We start from the raw sequence: 18,753 nt of genomic DNA on the forward strand, positions 1-18,753 counted from the left end.
CGAGCCATTTTGTCACTCTAATGTAAATTCCACCAGAGAGACCCCGCGGAATATTCCGCGGGGTCTCTCTGGTTTCTGCCCTTTCAGCTTTTTCTATTTTAATGCTGCGCTTTCATTCTTCAGATGACCAGCACCGTCTCAAGGGAGAGGTCGGAGGGTCCGTGGAAATGCCGGCCTCCCCTCCTGTAGGTCTCGATGAACGCCCATACCTCCGGGCTGATCCGTTCCCCGGGATAGATCACGGGTATGCCCGGCGGATAGGGCGCGATCATTTCACCGGCCACCAGTCCTTCCGCCGCGCTCCAGCTCACGCGTTTCTTTTCCGAGAAATACGCCTCCCTGGGAGAAAGCACATACTCCGGCTGAGACGGCAGCGGCGGGATCTGTTCCTTCTCTCCGGCGCGTCCGGCCGTCTCCCTTCTGCCTGCGCAGTCCGCTGCGATCCGCCGCAGAGCCCCCACCAGTCTGTCCGCATCTTCCCTGTCGTTTGCAAAGGTAAAGATAGCCAGCACGTTTTTATAGTCCGCCAGCTCCGTATCGCATCCGCCCTGCTCCCACAGCAGCTGCTTCAGATCAAACCCCGTAAGACCCAGCTCCCACGCGCCGAAGGTCAGCCGCGAGGAGTCGAAGCCGCTCACTCCCGCCTGTCCCACTACCTCTCTGCCCATGCAGCTCATTCCGGGTATTTTCCGGATCTCCTCCCTGGCATACTCCGCCAGCGAGACCGCCTTTTCCGCCATGGCCGCTCCGGAGAGAGCCAGATCCTGTCTGGCCGCGTCCAGAGAGGTCATAAGAAGATAGGATGGACTGGTGCTCTGTACGAGATGGAGATTGGCTCTCATCCGGTCCCGATCCACCCGGTCTCCCCTCACGTGGAGCATGGAGCTCTGAGTCAGAGATCCCGCCACCTTGTGGATGCTCTGCGAGCACATATCCGCTCCCTGAGCCAGCGCCCCCGCCGGAAGCAGATCGGAGAAATAGCAGTGAGCGCCGTGGGCCTCGTCCACCAGCAGAAGAGCCCCTCTGTCGTGACAGATCCGCCCGATCTCACGGAGGTCGCTGCACAGTCCATAATAAGTAGGACTCACCGCGATCACCGCCCGACAATCCGGATTTTCCCGAAACATGGCCTCCACCGCTGCCGGCGTAATGCCGCCGTGCAGCCCGCTGCCCGGCAGCAGCTCCGGCATGAAATACACCGGTCTGGCCCCTCCCATGATCAGCCCCATCAGCATGGATTTATGGGCGTTTCGCGGCACGGCGATCTTCTGCCCTTCAAAAGCTGCGGTCAGTACCATGATCTGATTTCCGCAGGTAGTTCCGTTGACCAGAAAATGTGTTTCGTCGGCTCCGAATAACCGGGCCGCCAGGCTCTCCGCCTCCCGGATCGCACCTTCCGCGCTGTGCAGATCGTCTGTCAGCGGCGTCTCCGTCAGATCGAAACGAAAGATAGCGTCGCCCACCAGCTCCCGCCATCTCCCGTTGATCCCTTTCTCATACCTGTGTCCCGGTATGCAGAAATAAGCCGGCCTGATCCGGTTGTATTCTTCGATGGCCTCCAGCAGAGGCATCTTTTCCTGTAAATATTTCCCGTCTTTCATCCCCGGCCATACCTCCCGCTTCTGCCTTTACTGCCGCAACGATACATAGAGACCGGCGGCAGTTCAGTTGTTCAGCCACTGGCACATGTAGCTGACCGGCATCTGATTTTCCGGTTTGATGAGAGACAGGACCGCCGCGGCCTCCGAACTGCCCTGCATCTGTCCCGCATGGGCGATGCCGCTGAGGATGCTGCTCCAGAAAGAGTTATTCTGGTATACGATGTCCACCACTTCGCAGTCTCTCAGCTTATACCGCATTTTCATATCCTTCGCCGCCTGATCGAACGTGCCCACAGCGTCCACCAATCCCAGTTCCAGCGCCTGATTCGCACTGTAGATCCGTCCGTCCGCGATCTCCCTGACCCGCTCGATGGGCATATTTCGTCCCTCAGCCACAATACCGGCAAACTGTTCGTAGGCTTCGTCCACCAGCGACTGCCAGATCGCCCGCTGCTGATCGGTCATGGGATCTACAGAACTGCCCATTGCCTTGTTGACGCCGGACGTGATCGTCTCCGTCCTGATGCCGAAGCGCTCCAGAAAACCGGAAAAATCGTAGACTGTGCCGATGGTAACGCCGATGGAACCCGTCCAGGCGTTGCGGTTGGCATAGATCCTGTCCGCCGGCGCGGAAATATAATACCCTCCCGAAGCCGCCATGGAACCCATGTAAGCGTAAACGGGATTGCCCGTTACCTTCTGATATTCTTTGATCTTCATATACAGTTCGTCGCTGTCATATACCGTCCCGCCCGGGGAATCCACAAAGATGATCAATCCCCTGTTGTCAGTATCGTACATCATGTAGTCGATCTGGCTCAGCGTCCACTGATGCTGATAACCGTAGGCCAGCCCGAAAGAATCCACATTGCCGGACTGGATCGTCCCCTCCACATAAAGGGTCCCGATGTAGGGGCCGTCGGCGCTGTAGCCGTAATCGTCGCCGCCGTCGCAGCTGACCAGAGAAATGACCGCCAGAAGCAGGCAGAGCCCCAATATGATCAAAAATATCTTCAGGCCCGACTTCTTTTTAGGCGGTATTCCCTGCTGCATTCCGGTCATTCCCTGCGCGGCCGGCCGTTTCCGCGTCTCCTCCATGAAAACGGTCCTCCGGTTGTCCTGACGGCTATCCGCCACGTCCTGTCCGGCGTTCGGTTCAGGCCGTTCCCCCATACCCTGACCGTCCTTAAATTCATCCATAAACGCTGCCCCTTTCCCTTTTCTTCGATACACCCCAACGGGCAATTTACCTCTATTCTCTCATTTTCTACTTTTTCCTGCAGGCTGTCAACACAATTCTGGGCCCGGCCGGACCCCGCCCAGCAAAAACGAGCCTCCGCCCCAGCGTTACAGATCCACTGGCGCGAAGGCTCGCCGCTCCTGGCCCGGGAGACCCCCGATGTTAAACGTACCAGGCCCGCCTATCTCTCATTTTCCAGCGTCCACTGAGTGAAGTCGGTGTGAAGCAGAGAATGGGCCCGCTTTGAGAGAGGCTCGCTCAGAAATTCCTCATAAGTCCTGCGCACGGCTGGATTCTCGTGGGAAAACCTGCACTCCGACGACCGGTCCAGACCGTAGAGTACAGTTCCGCGGTCCTCCGCCCGCTCCTCTCCGTCGTGGATAGGCTGGCCGCCGCCCCCGGCGCAGCCGCCGGGACACGCCATGATCTCCACAAAATCATACGCAACAGAGCCGGACAGGATGGCATCCATCAGCTTCCTGGCGTTGCCCAGACCGCTGGCCACGGCCACGCGCACGGGAACGCCTTCTATCTCAAAGGAGGCTTCTTTCCATCCGTCCATTCCTCTGACTCGTCGGAAGCTGTCGGGATCGGGATTCTTTTTCGTCAACAGGTAATACGCGCTGCGCAGAGCGGCTTCCATGACCCCTCCGGTGGCGCCGAAGATGACTCCCGCGCCCGTTCCTGTTCCGAAGGTATCGTCAAAGGGTTCATCCTTCAGATCCTCCGCCCGGATGTGATCGGCCCGGATCATGCGGTCGATCTCTCTTGTCGTCAGTACCAGATCCACGTCCTGTCCGTACTGCGTGCTGGCCATGACCGGCACGCCGGCCTCAAACTTCTTGGACAGACAGGGCATGATGGACACGGAGAAGATCTTCTCCGGCGCGATGCCCAGAGTCTGCGCGATATAAGTCTTCGTCATGGCGCCGAACATCTGCTGCGGCGACTTGGCCGTGGACAGATTGGGCAGCATATCCGGATACTGAGTCTTCGCAAACCTCACCCACCCAGGACAGCAGGATGTGAACATGGGCCACTTGTATTGTTTCTTATTTTTGAAACGCTCCAGAAACTCGCTTCCCTCTTCCATGATGGTAAGGTCGGCGGAGTACGTGGTGTCGAATATGTAGTCGAAGCCCATGCGCCGCAGGGCGCTGACCAGCCGCCCCATAGTGGCCTCTTCCTTAAACAGGCCGATCCCCTCCCCCCAGGCAGCCCGCACCGCCGGAGCCACCTGGACCACGGTGATCTTGTCCGGGTCCGCCAGAGCGGCGAACATTTTATCCGTATCGTCCCGTTCCCGCAGCGCTCCCACGGGGCAGTGCGTGATGCACTGGCCGCAGAGAGAGCAGCTTGCATCCTCGATCTTCCGGTTTTCCGAAACGCCCACAGTGGTCCGGTAGCCGCTTCCGGATACGTTCCAGACGTTGAGGTTCTGTACCTTGTCGCAGATCTGGATGCAGCGCATGCACTTGATGCATTTGGAAGCGTCCCTGATCAGCGGAAAACTCTTGTCCCAGCGATTTTTTTCCGCTATGGGCCGATAAGGCACGCTGAGTATTCCCAGATCGTTGGCGATGGTCTGCAGACTGCAGTTGCCGCTTCGCATACAGGTCGCACACTTGCAGTCATGGTCGGAAAGGATCAGTTCCACGTTGGTTTTTCGGGTAGAGCGCACTTTCGCGCTGTTTGTGAAGACCTCCATGCCGGACTCCACCATATTGTTGCAGGCGGTCACCAGCTTGTTCATCCCCTTCAGTTCCACGATGCAGACCCGGCAGGCGCCGATCTCGTTGATACCCTTCAGAAAACAGAGATGAGGAATGTCGATCCCCGCTTCCTTGGCCGCCTCCAGTATGGTCGTGCCTTCTTTTACAGCCACCTTCTGGCCGTCGATCGTCAGTTTTACCATTGCTCCACTCTGCCTCCCTTAAATACTCCCAGTCCGAAGTGATCGCACCGCAGACAGCGGAGAGCCTCCTGACTGGCTTCCTCCTCCGTCATACCCTTCTCGATCTCTCCGAAATCGCCGCCGCGCTCTCCGGCCTGCCGCTCCTTCAGCTCGACCCGGCCGCAGGGCAGATGGTCGCTGTAGCGCGGCGCGGGGATCTCCACGTCTTTCTCGATGGCGTGATGGAAGCCCAGATAAGTGTCGATGTTGGCGGCCGCCACCTTGCCCGCCGCCACAGCGTTGATCACTGTGGAAGGACCGCTGACGCAGTCTCCCCCTGCGAAGACGCCGGGGATGTTGGCCACGTCGCTGGAGCTGCTGGCCACAATGCTTCCCCGATTGATGGGAATGCCGTACTTTTCAAAATCCTGCGTGTCGGTAGCCTGACCGATGGCTGAAATGATGATCTCGCAGGGGAAATTCTCCTCCGGCTCCGTGGAATCCACCGGCTTGGGTCTCCCCGACCTGTCCGTGGTGCCCGCGATCTGAGGTCTGACCCACAGGCTTTTTACATCTCCTTCCGGCGTACATTCGATGCGCGCCGGCGCTTTCAGCGTCTGCAGCTCGCATCCCTCGGCCACGGCGCCCTCCACCTCTTCGGGCAGAGCCGTCATATCGTCCCGTCTCCTTCGGTAAACGATGCTCACCTTGGCCGCTCCCAGCCGCTTGGCTGTTCGGGCCACGTCCATGGCCACGTTTCCGCCTCCGATGACCACCACGTTCTTGCCGCGAAAGTCCGGCATGGTGTCGTCGCCGATACTGCGCAGCATTTCAACGGCGGAGATCACCCCTCTGGCGTATTCGTTGGGAATGCCGATCTCTTTGTGCGTATGTGCTCCGATGGAAATATAGACGGCGTCGTACTCATCCCTCAGATCCTGTATGGAATTCTCGCCTCCGATATTGAAATCGTTTTTCACCTCTACGCCCACGGACAGGATCGCGTCGATATCCTCCTGAAGTCTCTTTCTGGGAAGACGATAGCTGGGAATTCCGTAACGCAGCATTCCTCCCAGGTGAGACCGTTTTTCAAAGACCACGGCTCTGTGTCCCATCAGCGACAGATAGTAAGCCGCCGTCAGGCCGCTGGGCCCTCCGCCGATGATAGCCACTTTCTTCCCGGTCTCATCCATGGGCCGGGGCACGGGCACTTTCCCGCAGTGATCCACAGCGTAGCGTTTCAGCCCGCGGATGTTTACCGGCGCGTCGATGAGGTTTCTTCGGCATCTGGCCTCGCAGGGATGCTCGCAGATCAGCGCGCACACCGTGGGGAAAGGATTGTCCATGCGGATCAGCCGCACCGCGTCGGCACAGCGTCCCTCCAGCACCAGCGCCGTATAGCCGGGCACGTCCACCCCCGCCGGACAGAGGGCCACACAGGGCACCGGCTGCTTGAGCCTCTGGATGCTCTCCGTGCAGCGGTGGTTCGTCACGTGTTCTATGTAGTCCTCACGGAAGCCGGCCAGTCCGCGCAGGACCATGTTGGCCGCTTCCGTTCCGATAGCGCAGTCAGCCGAATCGCGGATAGCCATCGCCGTCCGCTCGATCAGAGGGATGATATCCAGCGATACGTCCTCGCTGAGATCCAGCACATCCTCGATCAGATGATGAAGCTGCCCCAGTCCCACGCGGCAGGGCACGCATTTTCCGCAGGTCTGGGCGTGGCACATCTTCAGAAAGGAAGAAGCCATATCCACCGGACAGAGCCCCGGCGGGCTGGCGATGATCCGCCGCTCCAGATCTTTATACAGTCCCTCCACCACCATCTGCGCGGTGTCTCGGGTTTTTACGTCAAGTCTGCTCATAAACATACCTCCCGGCTTTTCAGAAATTTTCCCATGGTTGTTATTTTACTCTGATCACCGTATATATTCAAGTTAATTTTTAAAACAATCTAATTATTTTGGAATACTATTCGTTTATTCAATCAATTTCGGAATTATTTCTTTTTTCTCTTTCTGAGTTGACGGTGTACTATTTCCTATAGTACAGTATGAAGTACCATATGAGAAAGAGGGATTTTACATGTTCCAACTGGATCTGAAAAGCCGGAAATCGATCTATGAACAGATCATAGACAATATAAAGGAACTGATCATTACCGGGATACTGCAGACGGAGGAAAAACTCCCCTCTGTCCGCGAGCTTTCCCGCATGCTGACGGTGAACCCCAACACGATCCAGAAGGCCTACCGGGAGCTGGAACGTCAGGGCTTTGTGTACACGGTCTCCGGGCTGGGCTGCTTCGTCAGCCCTCCGGACAACCGGCTCGTCGACCAGCGTCAGATAAATGAAGTCAGAGAACGGCTCCGCGGGGATATCATGGAGCTTTTTTATCTGGGCTTCAATGAAGAAGATATACGCTCTCTTCTTCAGGAAATGTTTGAAGAAAGAGGTGAATGCAAATGATAACTGTGACCGGACTCACAAAGAACTTTGACGGCTTCCGCGCTCTGAACGATCTGGATCTGCATGTGGACAAGGGTTCCATCTACGGCCTCATCGGCGTAAACGGCTCAGGCAAAACTACCTTGATCAAGCATCTGACCGGAATTCTCCGCCCTGACTTCGGCCAGGTCCTGATGGACGGATGTCCCGTATATGAAAACCGGCAGCTGAAGCAGAGGACCGGGTATATACCCGACGATCTCTACTTTTTTTCGTCCACCAATCTGAACGAAGCCGCGCGGTTTTACCGCTCTCTTTACCCAAACTGGAATGAAAAACGATACGTGGAGATGACGGAAAACTTTCATCTCAACAAAAAGATCCGCATGAGCAGGTTCTCCAAGGGGATGCAGAAGCAGGCTGCTTTTCTGCTGACCATCTGCGCCATGCCGGATTATCTTATTTTGGACGAACCCATCGACGGACTGGATCCCATCGTACGCCGTCAAGTCTGGAATTATATCGTGGAAGACGTGGCGGAACGGGAAATGACTGTGCTGGTCTCCTCCCACAACCTCCGCGAAATGGAAGGGATCTGCGATTCCGTGGGCATCCTCAGCCACGGCAGCATGCTGATCGAGCGGGATCTGGACGAACTGAAGACCGATATCCACAAGATCCAGGTCGCCTACCGCAGCGCTCCGGAAAATCCCTATGAGGGACTCAACGTCCTGCGGCGGGAGCTCCGGGGCAGCGTGGAACTTCTCGTGGTGCGCAGCAGCCGGGAAGCGGCGGAAGAGATCATCCGCCGGCATCAGCCCATTCTGTTCGACATTCTGCCCCTTTCCCTGGAGGAAATTTTTATCTGTGAATTAGGAGGTGAAACCAGTGAGCTTCAAAACATCCTGTTTTAATGTCTGCGGCCCCATGATCAGGGAAAATCTGCGTCGCTTCTGGCCCATCCCCGTCATCGGATTTCTCGTTTACTTTCTGTCCGGCATCTTCCCGGTGCTCATGAACTACAAGGACCTGCGCCCCATCGCCGACTATATCGAGCTTACCTTTCAGGGCCGCCAGCCTTTTTTTGCGGCGGCTCACCTGTGGCTGCCCATCATTTCCGCAGTTCTGGTGTTTCGTTATCTTCACAGTTCCAGTTCTGTGTCCGTCATGCACGCCATGCCCTTTACACGGCGCTGTCTGTACGGGAGCAACGTGCTCTCCGGCCTGATCCTGTCCGCTTCTCCAGCCATCCTGACCGGACTGTTGTTCCTGTGCCTGGCCAGGCCTGTTTATCAAAAGCACTGGATCTACGATGAGGTGACGGGAAAAAGTACAGCTGAGCTGGTCAATGTGTTCAGCCGTCAGGCCGTCTGCGGCTGGATCTGGCAGTCCCTGGTGGTGATCCTGTTCATCTTTGCCGCTGCCACCCTGGCCGGGATCCTCACAGGCAACGGTCTCATGCATTTTCTGGCGGCCGTCGCCCTGCCGTTTCTCGCTCCTCTTCTGTACTCGGTCTTCATTGAATATTTCAGCGAATTTCTGCTGGGTTTCACCACCCAGGGTTCCTCCACGGATTATTTCCTCTCCCTCAGTCCCTGGCTGGAGATGCTGGGCACGGAAGACGGCGGCTTCTCCCCCGTCCTCACCGCGGTCTACCTCTGCGCGGCGGCGGTCTGTCTGGCGCTGGGGCTGATCCTCTATCACAAAAGTGAACTGGAACGCGCGGGGGATTCTCTGGTTTTCCGCTTCACCGAGCCCATCGTCTGCGGCCTGATCACGTTCTTTTCCATGACGATCTTCGGCCTTTACTTCTCCATGCTTAAGGAGAGCGATCTCTATCGGTACGCCGGCTACGTTGCGGGGACTCTGGTGGGTTTTCTCGTCGCTCAGATGATCGTCAGCAAAACGGTGCGCGTCTTCAACCTGAAAAGCGCCAGGCGTTTTGCCGCCTACTGCTTTCTGGCCTTCCTGTTTCTCATCTGCCTGAAAACAGACGTCGTCGGCTTCGAACAGCGCGTTCCGGAAGCGTCCCGGGTGGCCTCTGTCGCCGTGGATCAGGACTATCTCAATCTGCCCTATTACCATTATAAGGACGAGAAACCCTCCGATGAACAGAATACGTTCAGAGAGCAGGAGAATATCCGACTCGTAACGGAATTTCACCGCAGACTGATCGACGACAGAGCGCTGTATGAAAAACCGGAAGACGGCCCCCGCTGTACCTACCTGACGTTCCGTTATACGCTGAACGACGGATCACGCCTCACCCGGCGGTACAGCGTTCCCCTTACCCTGCTGCGAAGCTACACGCAGCTCTCCGCGCTGTATGAGTCGTCGGAGTTCCTGCGTCCTCCCGCCATCGCGTCCCTGCCGGCGGGCGACTTCAATTATCTGAATATCACTTCGGATACGTCCAACACATTCAAATATGGAAATACCTATGAGAACGTGGGCGATCAGCAAAAAATACACGAGCTGGCGCAGGCGCTGTCCGCCGATCTGACCGGTCTCAGCTATGAGGACATGACGTTCAGCCCGATCCCTCTGTGCTATCTGGAGTTCGGATATGCGGACCGCACCAAGAATAAAGAAAAAGTGGACCGTCTCCGGGACAGCGCAACGATCCGCCGCTCATTCCTGGCCAAAGGCAAGAGTGAATCCTTCACCGTATATCCCAATTACACCCATACCATCGGCTGGCTTGAGAAAAACGGCTACGGCGATTTCGCAAAACCGGCCGGCGAATTCGCTCTGTATATGGCTGTGGAACACGCGGATGACGGGGCGGCGGAAGCGGACGCGGCCGCCTCCACCGAGACCACCGAGAGCCGGACGCCCTACTGGGACAGATCCGCAGCTCTGCAGGCCGACCCGCCTGTTTCGGATGCCGTCACGCTGATCATCTCGGACAGAGAAGCCATGCTCCAGCTGCTGGACCGCTGTGAGACGACCATACTGGATTATAATGATTATTACCCCGTCACGGTGGTCTGCCCTCCTCCTAACGGCGCGCAGCCCTACGGAGACGGCAGTTTCCGCCAGTTCAACTTTTTCCTCAATTCCGCCTATGCGCCGGATGAGATCAAGGAGTATTTCAAATGATATTTGATACCGCAGTTATCGGAGCCGGAGCCGCCGGTCTCTTCGCCGGGGCCTGCCTGGCGGAGTCCTCCGCCGCTTCCGGCAAAACGATCATTCTGGAAAAGGGAACCCGGCCGGGCAGGAAACTTCTCATGGCCGGCTCCGGCCAGTGCAACCTCACCCACAGCGGCGACATGAAAGACTTTGTGTCACACTACGGTCCCAACGGCAAAAAAATACGGTCCGTCCTCTATCAGTTCAGCAACGAGCGCGTGATCTCCTTCTTTGAAGAGCGGGGATGTCCGCTGACAGTCCGCTCCGACGGCAAAGTGTTTCCCCGGTCTTTTCAAGGTTCACAGGTGCTTAATCTACTTGTTCAGTCTTGTTTGAACGGCGGTGTGGAACTGCGCTGTCAGTGCCCTGTCCTTTCTCTGGAAAAGCTGGGGAGAGAGCAGGCGGGAAGCCCGGAAAGCTGTTTTCGGATTACCTGCGGAGATGGATCGGCGGTATTTGCCCGCCGCGTTCTGGCGGCTTCAGGAGGCTGCTCCTATCCCTCCACCGGTTCCGACGGTTCCCTTTTTCCGCTTCTGAGAGATCTGGGGCTGGAGATCGTTTTGCCCCGTCCCGCTCTGGTCCCTCTCTATGTGGAGCGCTACCCCTACGGGGAGCTTTCCGGCATCTCCTTTTCCCCCGCCGCCGTCATTCTCTCTGACGGAAAGACAGGTAAGAAAATGGCGGAAAATCAGGACGACCTTCTGTTTACTCACCGATGCCTGTCCGGGCCGGCGATCCTGAACCTGTCCCGGCACGCCCGGCCGGGACAGCGGATCACCGTGTGTTACCTGCCCGGACTGTCCCGCGGAGACGTGGAACGAATGCTGCGGGAAGCCGCCCTGGGAAGCGAACGCCAGCGTCAGCTCCTGTCCATGCTGTGCGGTCTGTTTCCCGTTCTGCCCCGCCGGTTTCTGGAACTGCTCTGCACCCGTGCGGAAGCCGCTGCCGACCGCAGAGCCGCGGAAACGCCCGGCGCCGCTTTCAGGAGGCTTGCGGCCCTGCTGACGGAAGATTCCTTCACCGTCAGCGGCCCGGGAAGGTTTTCCGAAGCCATGGTCACCTCGGGAGGCGTGGCTCTCTCTGCGGTGGATCTGAAGACCATGGAATCCAAGGCCTGTCCCGGGCTGTATCTGGCCGGCGAAGTCCTGGACGTGGACGGCGATACCGGCGGATACAACCTGCAGTTCGCTTTCTCCTCCGCCTGGCTGGCAGTTCGATCTCTGGCCGCCGCCCTGCCCGACGAGGCCGTCAGATGATCCCATCTGCATCAGGAGACGGCAGGGACCGGCTCTCCGGCTCATAATATGTAAGCATTTTTTATCCTGGATCTGCAGAAGAAAAAACTGACGGAGATCCGGGATTTTTTTTATCCTGTCTATTGACAAAGTGTGTATGTCAGTTTATATTGTGTATATCGTATATATACACTTTTTCGAATTGAGGTAACCAATGGATATTATAATCAGCAACGCCAGCGGCAAGCCGATTTACGAACAGATCACATCGCAGATCAAGGCGATGATCCTGAACGGAACGCTGGCGGAGGGTGAAGCGCTCCCCTCCATGAGGATCCTGGCAAAGGAACTGCGCATCAGCGTGATCACCACCAAACGGGCCTACGAGGAACTGGAACGCGACGGCTTCATCGAGACCGTCACGGGCAAAGGCAGCTTTGTCGCGGGAAAAAATCTGGAATTCATCCGGGAGGAACATCTGCGCATGACAGAAGACTTGCTGGCCAAGGCTGTGGAGACAGCAAAAGCCGGAGATATCTCGCTGGATGAAATGACGGAAATGCTCAATACTCTGTACGAGGACTGATGAGACAAAAGGAGGAAAAGCAGATGAGCTATGAAAATGCACTGGAAATAAGGGGTTTAAATAAAGAATTTAAAAATTTTAGACTGAACGGCGTGGATCTTATCCTGCCCGCGGGAAGTATCATGGGCTTCATAGGGGAAAACGGCGCAGGAAAGACCACCACCATCAAGCTGATCCTGAATCAGATCAAAAAAGACGGCGGCGAGATACGGATCATGGGAAAGGATCACCTCGAACACGAAATGGAGCTGAAAAAAGAGATCGGCGTAGTTCTCGATCAGGGCTTTTTCTACGAGGGACTCTCCCCTCTTCAGATCGGAAACATACTCTCCTCCCTCTATGAGAGATGGGACGACCGGCTCTACCGGGATTATCTGAAGCGCTTTCAGATCCCTGAAAAGCAGGCGATGAAAGAATTCTCCAAAGGAATGCGCATGAAACTGTGCATCATAGCGGCGCTGTCCCATCATCCCAAGCTGCTGCTGCTGGACGAACCCACGGGCGGACTGGACCCGGTGGTGAGAAACGAGATCCTGGATCTCTTCCTCGACTTTATTCAGGATGAGGAACATTCCATCCTCTTTTCCACTCACATCACCACGGATCTGGAGAAAATCGCGGACTATATCACATTCATCCACGAGGGATCCATCCTCTTCACAGACGCAAAGGATTCGGTCATGGAGGACTACGGCCTTCTGAAATGTTCCGCCGGCGATTTTGAAAAGGTGTGGGCGGAAGACCACCTGGGCAGCCGCAGGACCTCCTTCGGCTGTCAGGCGCTGGTCCGCGGCAGAGAGGCCATGGCGAAAAAATATCCCTTCGCCGTGGTAGATCCAGTATCGCTGGAAGATATCATGCTGTTTTACATTCAGAGATAACGGCACCTCATCGCTTGTTTGAAAACACAGGACGGCCGGCAGAAGACCGGCCGCCGGAACGGAGGATACAATGAAAGGTTTGATGTTAAAAGACTATTACAATCTCCGCAAGTCGGGGAAAACGATCATTGCGATCATGCTGATCTATGCGGTGTTCGGCGCAGTCAGCGGCCAGATCAGTTTCATGTCCGCCATCGTGGCCATTCTCTGCGCCACGCTGCCCATTTCCACCTTTTCCTACGATGATTTCAGCAAATGGGACAGCTACGCCTTATCCATGCCGGTCACCCGCCGCCAGATCATACTGGCCAAATATCTGCTGAGCCTGATCATGATCCTTCTGGGATGTCTGGTCTCTCTGCTGAGCAGCTTCGCCGCCCTGGCCTTCGCAGAAGACGCCGACGCCGGGCCGCTGGAGGTCTTTTCCGCCACGGGCGCCGTGGCCCTGGTCTGCTTGCTGATGCTTTCCATCATCTTCCCGGTCATCGTAAAATACGGCGTGGAGAAGGGACGGATCGCCATGATCGCCGTTTTCCTTGTCCCCACTCTGCTGGGCCTTCTGGCCGCGCGCATGGGCCTGCTGGATAATCTGCCTTCCGCCGACCTGAAGGCAATGCTGATCCCCGCCCTCATCGCCGCTCCCATCGCCGTCGTTCTCCTATTTGTGCTGTCCTTCGCGCTGTCCCTGCACCTCTACTCAAAGAAGGAATTCTAATCCTTCATTTCTTCAGATCCTGATCGCTTTCGACGGCTTTTCATCTTTCTGTACATGAAGATACCCCCAAACAGGTTTTTCTATTTCTGTTTGGGGGTATCGTATCATCTCATATCCTCCGCTCTTCCGCGGCGCTTTCGTTTATTCGTCTGTCAACACTTTAATCTACTGCTCAGCCCTCTTCCTGACCTGGGCCGGCCCCTGCTCCGTCATCCTCTTCAACTGACCGGGAGCCGTCCTCCTGTGCCTGGTCAAATTCCTCTTCTGTCAGCGGCACCGGCACGATGATGTTTTTCGCATCCTCCAGACAGTCCTCCGGTACGTACAGCTCGATGGGGAACGCTACATTTTTTCCCATGAAGATCTCCATGTAGTTTCCAGATCCCTCATATCTGCGCTCCGCCGGTATCCCCTCGCTCCTCAGCTTTGATTCCAGGATGTCCGCCTGAAGCGTATTTTCCACTGTGGTCAGGTAAACGCCGTCCCGCCACAGTTCCTTCTCTTTTCCGTCTTTCCTGCCGAACATGACACACCTCCGTCCCGGCCCTTCCGGCCGTAACACAGCACCAGGCCGCGCTGTCTGCAGCGATCCCTAACAAGCTTTGGAATCGATCTCGTCTCTGAGCTTTTTGATGAACTCATCCACCGACATCTGGCCCAGTTCGCCTGCTTTGCTGGAGCGGACGGGCAGCATACCGGTCTCCTCTTCCTTCTCTCCGATCACGACGATATAGGAATCTCTGGCGTTTCTAGCCTCACGGATCTTATAGCCGATCTTTTCATTTCTCAGATCGCTCTCCGCCCGCAGTCCCGCAGCCTTGAACTTCTTTTCCAGTTCCAGCGCGTAATCGTTATTTTTGTCGGTGACCGTCAGGATCTTCACCTGTACGGGAGCCAGCCACAGCGGGAATTTCCCGGCAAAATGTTCCGTCAGTATGCCGATGAACCGCTCGATGGATCCGAAGATAACGCGGTGGATCATGACGGGTCTGTGCCGCTCTCCGTCACTGCCCACATAAGTCAGATCAAACCGCTGGGGCATCTGCATATCCAGCTGAATCGTGCCGCACTGCCATGTCCTTCCGATGGAATCCTCCAGATGGAAGTCCAGTTTCGGGCCGTAGAACGCGCCGTCGCCCTCGTTGATCACATAGGGCACTGCCACTCTCTCCATGGCGGCCCGCAGGGCGTTTTCCGCCATTTCCCACTCCTCGTCGCTTCCCATAGAATTCTCCGGTCTGGTGGAAAGCTCGATGTGATATTTGAACCCGAACAGATTGTAAACGTAGTCGATAAACTCCGCCACGCCCACGATCTCGTCCTCGATCTGCTCCGGCAGCATGAAGATGTGCGCGTCGTCCTGCGTAAAGGTGCGCACGCGCATCAGTCCGTGCAGCGCGCCCGACAGTTCGTGGCGGTGGACCTGACCCAGCTCGCCCATCCGGATGGGGAAATCGCGGTAGCTCCACATTTTTCTCTTGTAGACCAGCATGGATCCCGGACAGTTCATGGGCTTGATGGCAAAATCGTCTTCGTCGATCTTTGTGAAATACATATTGTCCTTATAGTGGTCCCAGTGACCGGAGGTGCGCCACAGCTGCTCGTTGAGGATCAGCGGCGTCTTGATCTCCTGATATCCTCTCTCCGCATGAGCCTTCCGCCAGAAGGTCTCCAGCTCATTTCTGATCACCATGCCGTTGGGCATGAAAAACGGGAAGCCCGGCCCCTCCTCATAGAGGGCGAACAGGTCCATCTCCCTGCCGATCTTTCTGTGATCTCTCTTTTTCGCTTCCTCCAGCCGCACCAGATATTCGTCCAGCATTTTCTGCTTGGGGAACGTAATGCCGTAAATACGCTGCAGCATCTTGTTCTTCTCGCTGCCTCTCCAGTAAGCGCCAGCCACGCTCATAAGCTTGACCGCTTTTACCGGCCCCGTGGAGGACAGGTGCGGTCCCGCGCACAGGTCCGTAAAATCTCCCTGCTCGTAGAAGGAGATCACAGCGTCTTCCGGCAGATCGTTGATCAGCTCCACCTTGTAGATCTCGTTCTTGTCCCCCATGTATTTGAGCGCTTCCTCCCGGGGCATCTCAAAGCGGCGCAGGGGCTGGTCGGCCTCGACGATCTTTTTCATTTCCTTTTCCAGGGCGGCCAGATCCTCATCGGTGAGCTTGTGCTCCATGTCGATATCATAGTAGAATCCATTGTCGATGGACGGACCGATCCCGAACTTGGCCTCCGGGAACAGCCTGGTGATGGCGTTGGCCATGATGTGAGAGCTGGTGTGCCAGAAGGTCTTTTTCCCTTCCTCGTCTTCAAATTTCAGGATCTCCAGCTGACAGTCCTTCTCCAGCGGAAAATCCATTCCCTGGATCTGGCCGTCCACTTTGCCGGCTACGGCCTCCTTGGCCAATCCCTGTGACAGGGATCTGGCCACATCTTTAATGGAAGCGCCCTGTTCCACTTCTTTTACGCTTCCATCCTTCAACGTTACTTTGATCATTCTTTCCCCCTCCCCCTGCACGGCGCCGGAGCGCCAAATTCTTTCCCAATATCTGAAGCTATGTCCGACCCCTTCCCCGCCCCGCCCCTTTCGCGGCGGCCGGACGAAAAAACCCCAAATACTGCAGCTGCAGTATTTGGGGCATTGCATGCGGTTCCACCCAAATAGAATACTTCATTCCGGGACGAACGGATAACGGCGGTCGTACGCCGGCGGCCCCCGTCGGGGGCAGCTCCGAGGCGGTAACTGATCCCTGCGGCGCCGGAACGCTCTCAGCCCGTCTGTTTAAACGGCGTTCCTCTCTGTGGCACGCATCCGGCGGTCAGCCTTCTCTTCCACGCTTTTCAAATAGTTTACACTAATGAATACTATTATATACGCTGCGGGCCGTTTGTCAAGGGTTTCCCATACGGCGGCGCTGCATACGCCTCTCTGCGCCGCCCGCCGTGCCCTTCATTTTCCGCCGGAGTTCCCCAGCCAGCCCAGCCGGTTTTCCCACTGATAGACCGCGCTGCGCTTTACGGACGTCACCCTGAGAAAAGGCAGACGGAAAAGATCCCGGCACTTTATGTTCACAGACACCAAAACAGCGGGCAGCCCCTGGGTAAGACCGTACTTTTCACATCCGCCGTATCCCTTCTCATCGTCGAAGATCTCCACCTTCCATTCCGCCGATCCACCGATACTCTCCTGCAGTTCCTTTTCCGCCCCCTCGATGATAAACGCCGCATAACGCCGGGCGTCATCCTCTCTGACAGCCAGCAGGCCGCTGCCAAAGGCTTCCTCATCCCGGCACAGCGCGCCGCCGGCGGCCGCTTCCTCCGCCGCCGCTTTCAGATACACCTGCAGCTTCTGATAGCGGTCCATGTCTGTGTGGAAAGACAGAAAACTCACATTTAGCAGCATCAAAGCCAGAAACACCACAAACGTCTTCATGCGCTCCTCCTTTCCCGTCAGGGCAGCCGCTCGCTGGCAGTCCAGCTCTCGATGGTGTAAAGCCCCCTGTTTTCCTCCTCACGGATCCCGAAAAGCCTGGGACCGGCCATGATCTTATCCAGAGGCACCGACACTCTGTAGCGGATCAGCCCTCTGGCATCCTCCTTGCCGGAGAAGGTGTTCACCCGGTATTGCGGCGTTTGGGTGGCCTCGATCTGCACCTCCGCCTCGGAAATACCGAAAGCCCGGGCCACGTTTTTTCTCAGCTCCTCTGTGATACTGTCAGTGAAGCAGCCCTCCTGTTTTGCCTGTTCTTTCGCCGTGTAGACATATTCCTGAAAGCGCCCCACATTGGCGCTGTTTTTCTGGTCCAGAGTAAACTGCAGGAGAAAGACAAGCAGCAGCGGCAGCACCGCTGCCAGTACGATAAAATTTTTCATGTTCGCCGTTCACCATCCATTTCATCAGGGTTCCCGGGTACGGGCCTGGATCTCGCAGTCCCATACCGTCTTCACTGTGCTCATGACGCTTCCCGGCTGATCCCCGCAGACCAGATCGAACAGGAACAGCCCCAGTATCACAGTGGCCAGCATGACCAGTATCTGCTTCATAACTATTTCCCCGCTTTGTTCATCGCGTCGTCGGAGACGGCGCTCTCGATGCCGTTCACCGCCGCGTCTGTGATCTGCTGCGCGGGCGCTTTAAAGGAGAACACCATGCCGGCTATGGCGATCCCCAGGATAACCATCGATACAAGTACGATAATCTGTTTCATTATATTTGACCCCCTTTGTCTTTACCTTTGTCTTTGCACTACGCGGTTGTTATGTCAGCTATGTCGCCGCCGCGTGGCTGCTGCGCCGCTCCGGACGGCAGTATTCTTCCTTCCGGCCGTCCGCGCCTCTGGCTCATCCAAACATGTTCAGCAGCGCTTCTCTCTGGTCGATAAAATAAGCCACGTAAATAAAATTGATCAGAACCAGCATCACATTCATGATCACCGGCAGGTAGATCAGGTCGCTGACTGTCTCATCCCGCTTTTTCTGTCTGGTCAGTCTCACTTCCCTGATATTTTTCTGGTAGGATTCCAGCGATTCCACCAGCAAAACAGGCTGGATCTCCTCCCATTGAAGCAGCAGCCGGGCAAAGTCAGCGGCCAGCCGGCTTCCTGCCGCTTCCTCAAACACGCTGATCACCTTCTCCTTTTCATTGAGCCGCAGATAATGCAGCATTTTCAGATAGACCGGCGACAGCCCTCCCTGCAGCTCCGCCAATTCCTCCAGTATGAGGCCGGTGCTCATTGATTCTCCCCGGCCCATTGCGGCGGCGTTCCGCAGGTAAGAGACAGCCTGTCCGATCTCCCCCTCCGCCTTTCTCCTCTGATCTTCCATCAGCAGTTCCGCCAGATACTTTCCCGGCCCCCGCTTCTTCCATTCTCCGCCTCGAAAAAACGCGCTCCATTCCCGGCGGGTCAGCGCAGCTTTTTTGCGGAATGTGTACAGACCCGGAGCCGGAAAACTCAGAAACGCTCCGGCGGAGGCCGCTGTCAGGCAGCAGCCGTAAATGATCCAGTCCATTTTAT

18 protein-coding genes are annotated in these 18,753 nt (G+C 56.5%); 7 read left to right on the plus strand and 11 right to left on the minus strand.

The features are described 5' to 3' along the window. Window positions 1–119: 119 nt before the first annotated feature. The 4 genes from E0E37_RS15300 to E0E37_RS15315 form a co-directional block, all read right to left on the minus strand. Window positions 120–1,601: an aminotransferase class I/II-fold pyridoxal phosphate-dependent enzyme gene (locus E0E37_RS15300; RefSeq protein ID WP_130863852.1), complete on the minus strand. Its 1,482-nt coding sequence runs from the start codon at window positions 1,599–1,601 to the stop codon at window positions 120–122. Window positions 1,602–1,664: 63 nt separating this feature from the next. After that, window positions 1,665–2,801: a signal peptide peptidase SppA gene (gene sppA, locus E0E37_RS15305; protein WP_246019753.1), complete on the minus strand. Its 1,137-nt coding sequence runs from the start codon at window positions 2,799–2,801 to the stop codon at window positions 1,665–1,667. A 221-nt stretch (window positions 2,802–3,022) separates the two neighbouring features. After that, window positions 3,023–4,756 (minus strand): NADH-dependent [FeFe] hydrogenase, group A6, encoded by a 1,734-nt coding sequence (locus tag E0E37_RS15310; protein ID WP_130863853.1) that lies wholly within the window; start codon window positions 4,754–4,756, stop codon window positions 3,023–3,025. Beyond that, the gene (locus tag E0E37_RS15315) at window positions 4,750–6,600 is read right to left on the minus strand and encodes an NAD(P)-binding protein (protein WP_130863854.1); all 1,851 of its coding nucleotides are present in this window, start codon (window positions 6,598–6,600) and stop codon (window positions 4,750–4,752) included. Before E0E37_RS15315 ends, E0E37_RS15310 begins: the two co-directional genes overlap by 7 nt. Window positions 6,601–6,820: 220 nt before the next feature. Here E0E37_RS15315 and E0E37_RS15320 point away from each other — a divergent pair, with 220 nt between their 5' ends. The 7 genes from E0E37_RS15320 (at window position 6,821) to E0E37_RS15350 (ending at window position 13,735) form a co-directional block, all read left to right on the plus strand. Next, complete coding sequence (locus tag E0E37_RS15320; protein ID WP_130863855.1) at window positions 6,821–7,204, plus strand: GntR family transcriptional regulator; 384 nt, start codon at window positions 6,821–6,823, stop codon at window positions 7,202–7,204. Then, window positions 7,201–8,097 (plus strand): ABC transporter ATP-binding protein, encoded by an 897-nt coding sequence (locus E0E37_RS15325; RefSeq protein WP_130863856.1) that lies wholly within the window; start codon window positions 7,201–7,203, stop codon window positions 8,095–8,097. Before E0E37_RS15320 ends, E0E37_RS15325 begins: the two co-directional genes overlap by 4 nt. Beyond that, window positions 8,072–10,285, plus strand: coding sequence for a DUF6449 domain-containing protein (locus E0E37_RS15330; protein ID WP_130863857.1), 2,214 nt, complete (start codon window positions 8,072–8,074; stop codon window positions 10,283–10,285). Before E0E37_RS15325 ends, E0E37_RS15330 begins: the two co-directional genes overlap by 26 nt. Then, window positions 10,282–11,574: a BaiN/RdsA family NAD(P)/FAD-dependent oxidoreductase gene (locus E0E37_RS15335; RefSeq protein WP_130863858.1), complete on the plus strand. Its 1,293-nt coding sequence runs from the start codon at window positions 10,282–10,284 to the stop codon at window positions 11,572–11,574. The genes E0E37_RS15330 and E0E37_RS15335 overlap by 4 nt, the downstream gene beginning before the upstream one ends. A gap of 193 nt (window positions 11,575–11,767) precedes the next feature. Further along, a complete protein-coding gene (locus tag E0E37_RS15340) occupies window positions 11,768–12,139 on the plus strand; it encodes a GntR family transcriptional regulator (RefSeq protein WP_130863859.1) in 372 nt (123 codons plus the stop codon). A gap of 23 nt (window positions 12,140–12,162) precedes the next feature. Continuing rightward, window positions 12,163–13,020, plus strand: coding sequence for an ABC transporter ATP-binding protein (locus tag E0E37_RS15345; RefSeq protein ID WP_130863860.1), 858 nt, complete (start codon window positions 12,163–12,165; stop codon window positions 13,018–13,020). Between the two features lie 70 nt (window positions 13,021–13,090). Next, window positions 13,091–13,735: an ABC-2 transporter permease gene (locus E0E37_RS15350; protein WP_130863861.1), complete on the plus strand. Its 645-nt coding sequence runs from the start codon at window positions 13,091–13,093 to the stop codon at window positions 13,733–13,735. Between the two features lie 172 nt (window positions 13,736–13,907). Here E0E37_RS15350 and E0E37_RS15355 read toward each other — a convergent pair whose 3' ends face one another. The 7 genes from E0E37_RS15355 to E0E37_RS15375 form a co-directional block, all read right to left on the minus strand. Next, entirely contained in the window at window positions 13,908–14,261 is a 354-nt protein-coding gene (locus E0E37_RS15355) for a putative signal transducing protein (RefSeq protein WP_130863862.1), read from the minus strand. A 66-nt stretch (window positions 14,262–14,327) separates the two neighbouring features. Then, window positions 14,328–16,235, minus strand: coding sequence for a threonine--tRNA ligase (thrS, locus tag E0E37_RS15360; protein WP_130863863.1), 1,908 nt, complete (start codon window positions 16,233–16,235; stop codon window positions 14,328–14,330). A gap of 453 nt (window positions 16,236–16,688) precedes the next feature. Next, a complete protein-coding gene (locus tag E0E37_RS15365) occupies window positions 16,689–17,171 on the minus strand; it encodes a hypothetical protein (protein WP_130863864.1) in 483 nt (160 codons plus the stop codon). 17 nt (window positions 17,172–17,188) lie between these two features. Continuing rightward, complete coding sequence (locus E0E37_RS15370) at window positions 17,189–17,611, minus strand: hypothetical protein (protein WP_130863865.1); 423 nt, start codon at window positions 17,609–17,611, stop codon at window positions 17,189–17,191. Window positions 17,612–17,635: 24 nt separating this feature from the next. Then, entirely contained in the window at window positions 17,636–17,782 is a 147-nt protein-coding gene (locus tag E0E37_RS18610) for a hypothetical protein (protein WP_165445390.1), read from the minus strand. A gap of 2 nt (window positions 17,783–17,784) precedes the next feature. Next, window positions 17,785–17,946, minus strand: coding sequence for a hypothetical protein (locus E0E37_RS18615; RefSeq protein ID WP_165445391.1), 162 nt, complete (start codon window positions 17,944–17,946; stop codon window positions 17,785–17,787). A gap of 133 nt (window positions 17,947–18,079) precedes the next feature. Continuing rightward, complete coding sequence (locus tag E0E37_RS15375) at window positions 18,080–18,748, minus strand: hypothetical protein (RefSeq protein ID WP_130863866.1); 669 nt, start codon at window positions 18,746–18,748, stop codon at window positions 18,080–18,082. Window positions 18,749–18,753: the final 5 nt, after the last annotated feature.

Origin of the sequence: Bacilliculturomica massiliensis, assembly GCF_900605495.1 — a bacterium.
Classification (GTDB): Bacteria; Bacillota; Clostridia; order Peptostreptococcales; family Anaerovoracaceae; genus Bacilliculturomica; species Bacilliculturomica massiliensis.

Excerpts from the sequence above, each read along its gene's own strand:
- E0E37_RS15300 (WP_130863852.1), bottom strand. The coding sequence starts at position 1,601 with ATGAAAGACGGGAAATATTTACAGGAAAAGATGCCTCTGCTGGAGGCC.
- sppA (WP_246019753.1), bottom strand. The coding sequence starts at position 2,801 with ATGGATGAATTTAAGGACGGTCAGGGTATGGGGGAACGGCCTGAACCG.
- E0E37_RS15310 (WP_130863853.1), bottom strand. The coding sequence starts at position 4,756 with ATGGTAAAACTGACGATCGACGGCCAGAAGGTGGCTGTAAAAGAAGGC.
- E0E37_RS15315 (WP_130863854.1), bottom strand. The coding sequence starts at position 6,600 with ATGAGCAGACTTGACGTAAAAACCCGAGACACCGCGCAGATGGTGGTG.
- E0E37_RS15320 (WP_130863855.1), top strand. The coding sequence starts at position 6,821 with ATGTTCCAACTGGATCTGAAAAGCCGGAAATCGATCTATGAACAGATC.
- E0E37_RS15325 (WP_130863856.1), top strand. The coding sequence starts at position 7,201 with ATGATAACTGTGACCGGACTCACAAAGAACTTTGACGGCTTCCGCGCT.
- E0E37_RS15335 (WP_130863858.1), top strand. The coding sequence starts at position 10,282 with ATGATATTTGATACCGCAGTTATCGGAGCCGGAGCCGCCGGTCTCTTC.
- E0E37_RS15340 (WP_130863859.1), top strand. The coding sequence starts at position 11,768 with ATGGATATTATAATCAGCAACGCCAGCGGCAAGCCGATTTACGAACAG.
- E0E37_RS15345 (WP_130863860.1), top strand. The coding sequence starts at position 12,163 with ATGAGCTATGAAAATGCACTGGAAATAAGGGGTTTAAATAAAGAATTT.
- E0E37_RS15350 (WP_130863861.1), top strand. The coding sequence starts at position 13,091 with ATGAAAGGTTTGATGTTAAAAGACTATTACAATCTCCGCAAGTCGGGG.
- E0E37_RS15355 (WP_130863862.1), bottom strand. The coding sequence starts at position 14,261 with ATGTTCGGCAGGAAAGACGGAAAAGAGAAGGAACTGTGGCGGGACGGC.
- thrS (WP_130863863.1), bottom strand. The coding sequence starts at position 16,235 with ATGATCAAAGTAACGTTGAAGGATGGAAGCGTAAAAGAAGTGGAACAG.
- E0E37_RS15365 (WP_130863864.1), bottom strand. The coding sequence starts at position 17,171 with ATGAAGACGTTTGTGGTGTTTCTGGCTTTGATGCTGCTAAATGTGAGT.
- E0E37_RS15370 (WP_130863865.1), bottom strand. The coding sequence starts at position 17,611 with ATGAAAAATTTTATCGTACTGGCAGCGGTGCTGCCGCTGCTGCTTGTC.
- E0E37_RS18610 (WP_165445390.1), bottom strand. The coding sequence starts at position 17,782 with ATGAAGCAGATACTGGTCATGCTGGCCACTGTGATACTGGGGCTGTTC.
- E0E37_RS18615 (WP_165445391.1), bottom strand. The coding sequence starts at position 17,946 with ATGAAACAGATTATCGTACTTGTATCGATGGTTATCCTGGGGATCGCC.
- E0E37_RS15375 (WP_130863866.1), bottom strand. The coding sequence starts at position 18,748 with ATGGACTGGATCATTTACGGCTGCTGCCTGACAGCGGCCTCCGCCGGA.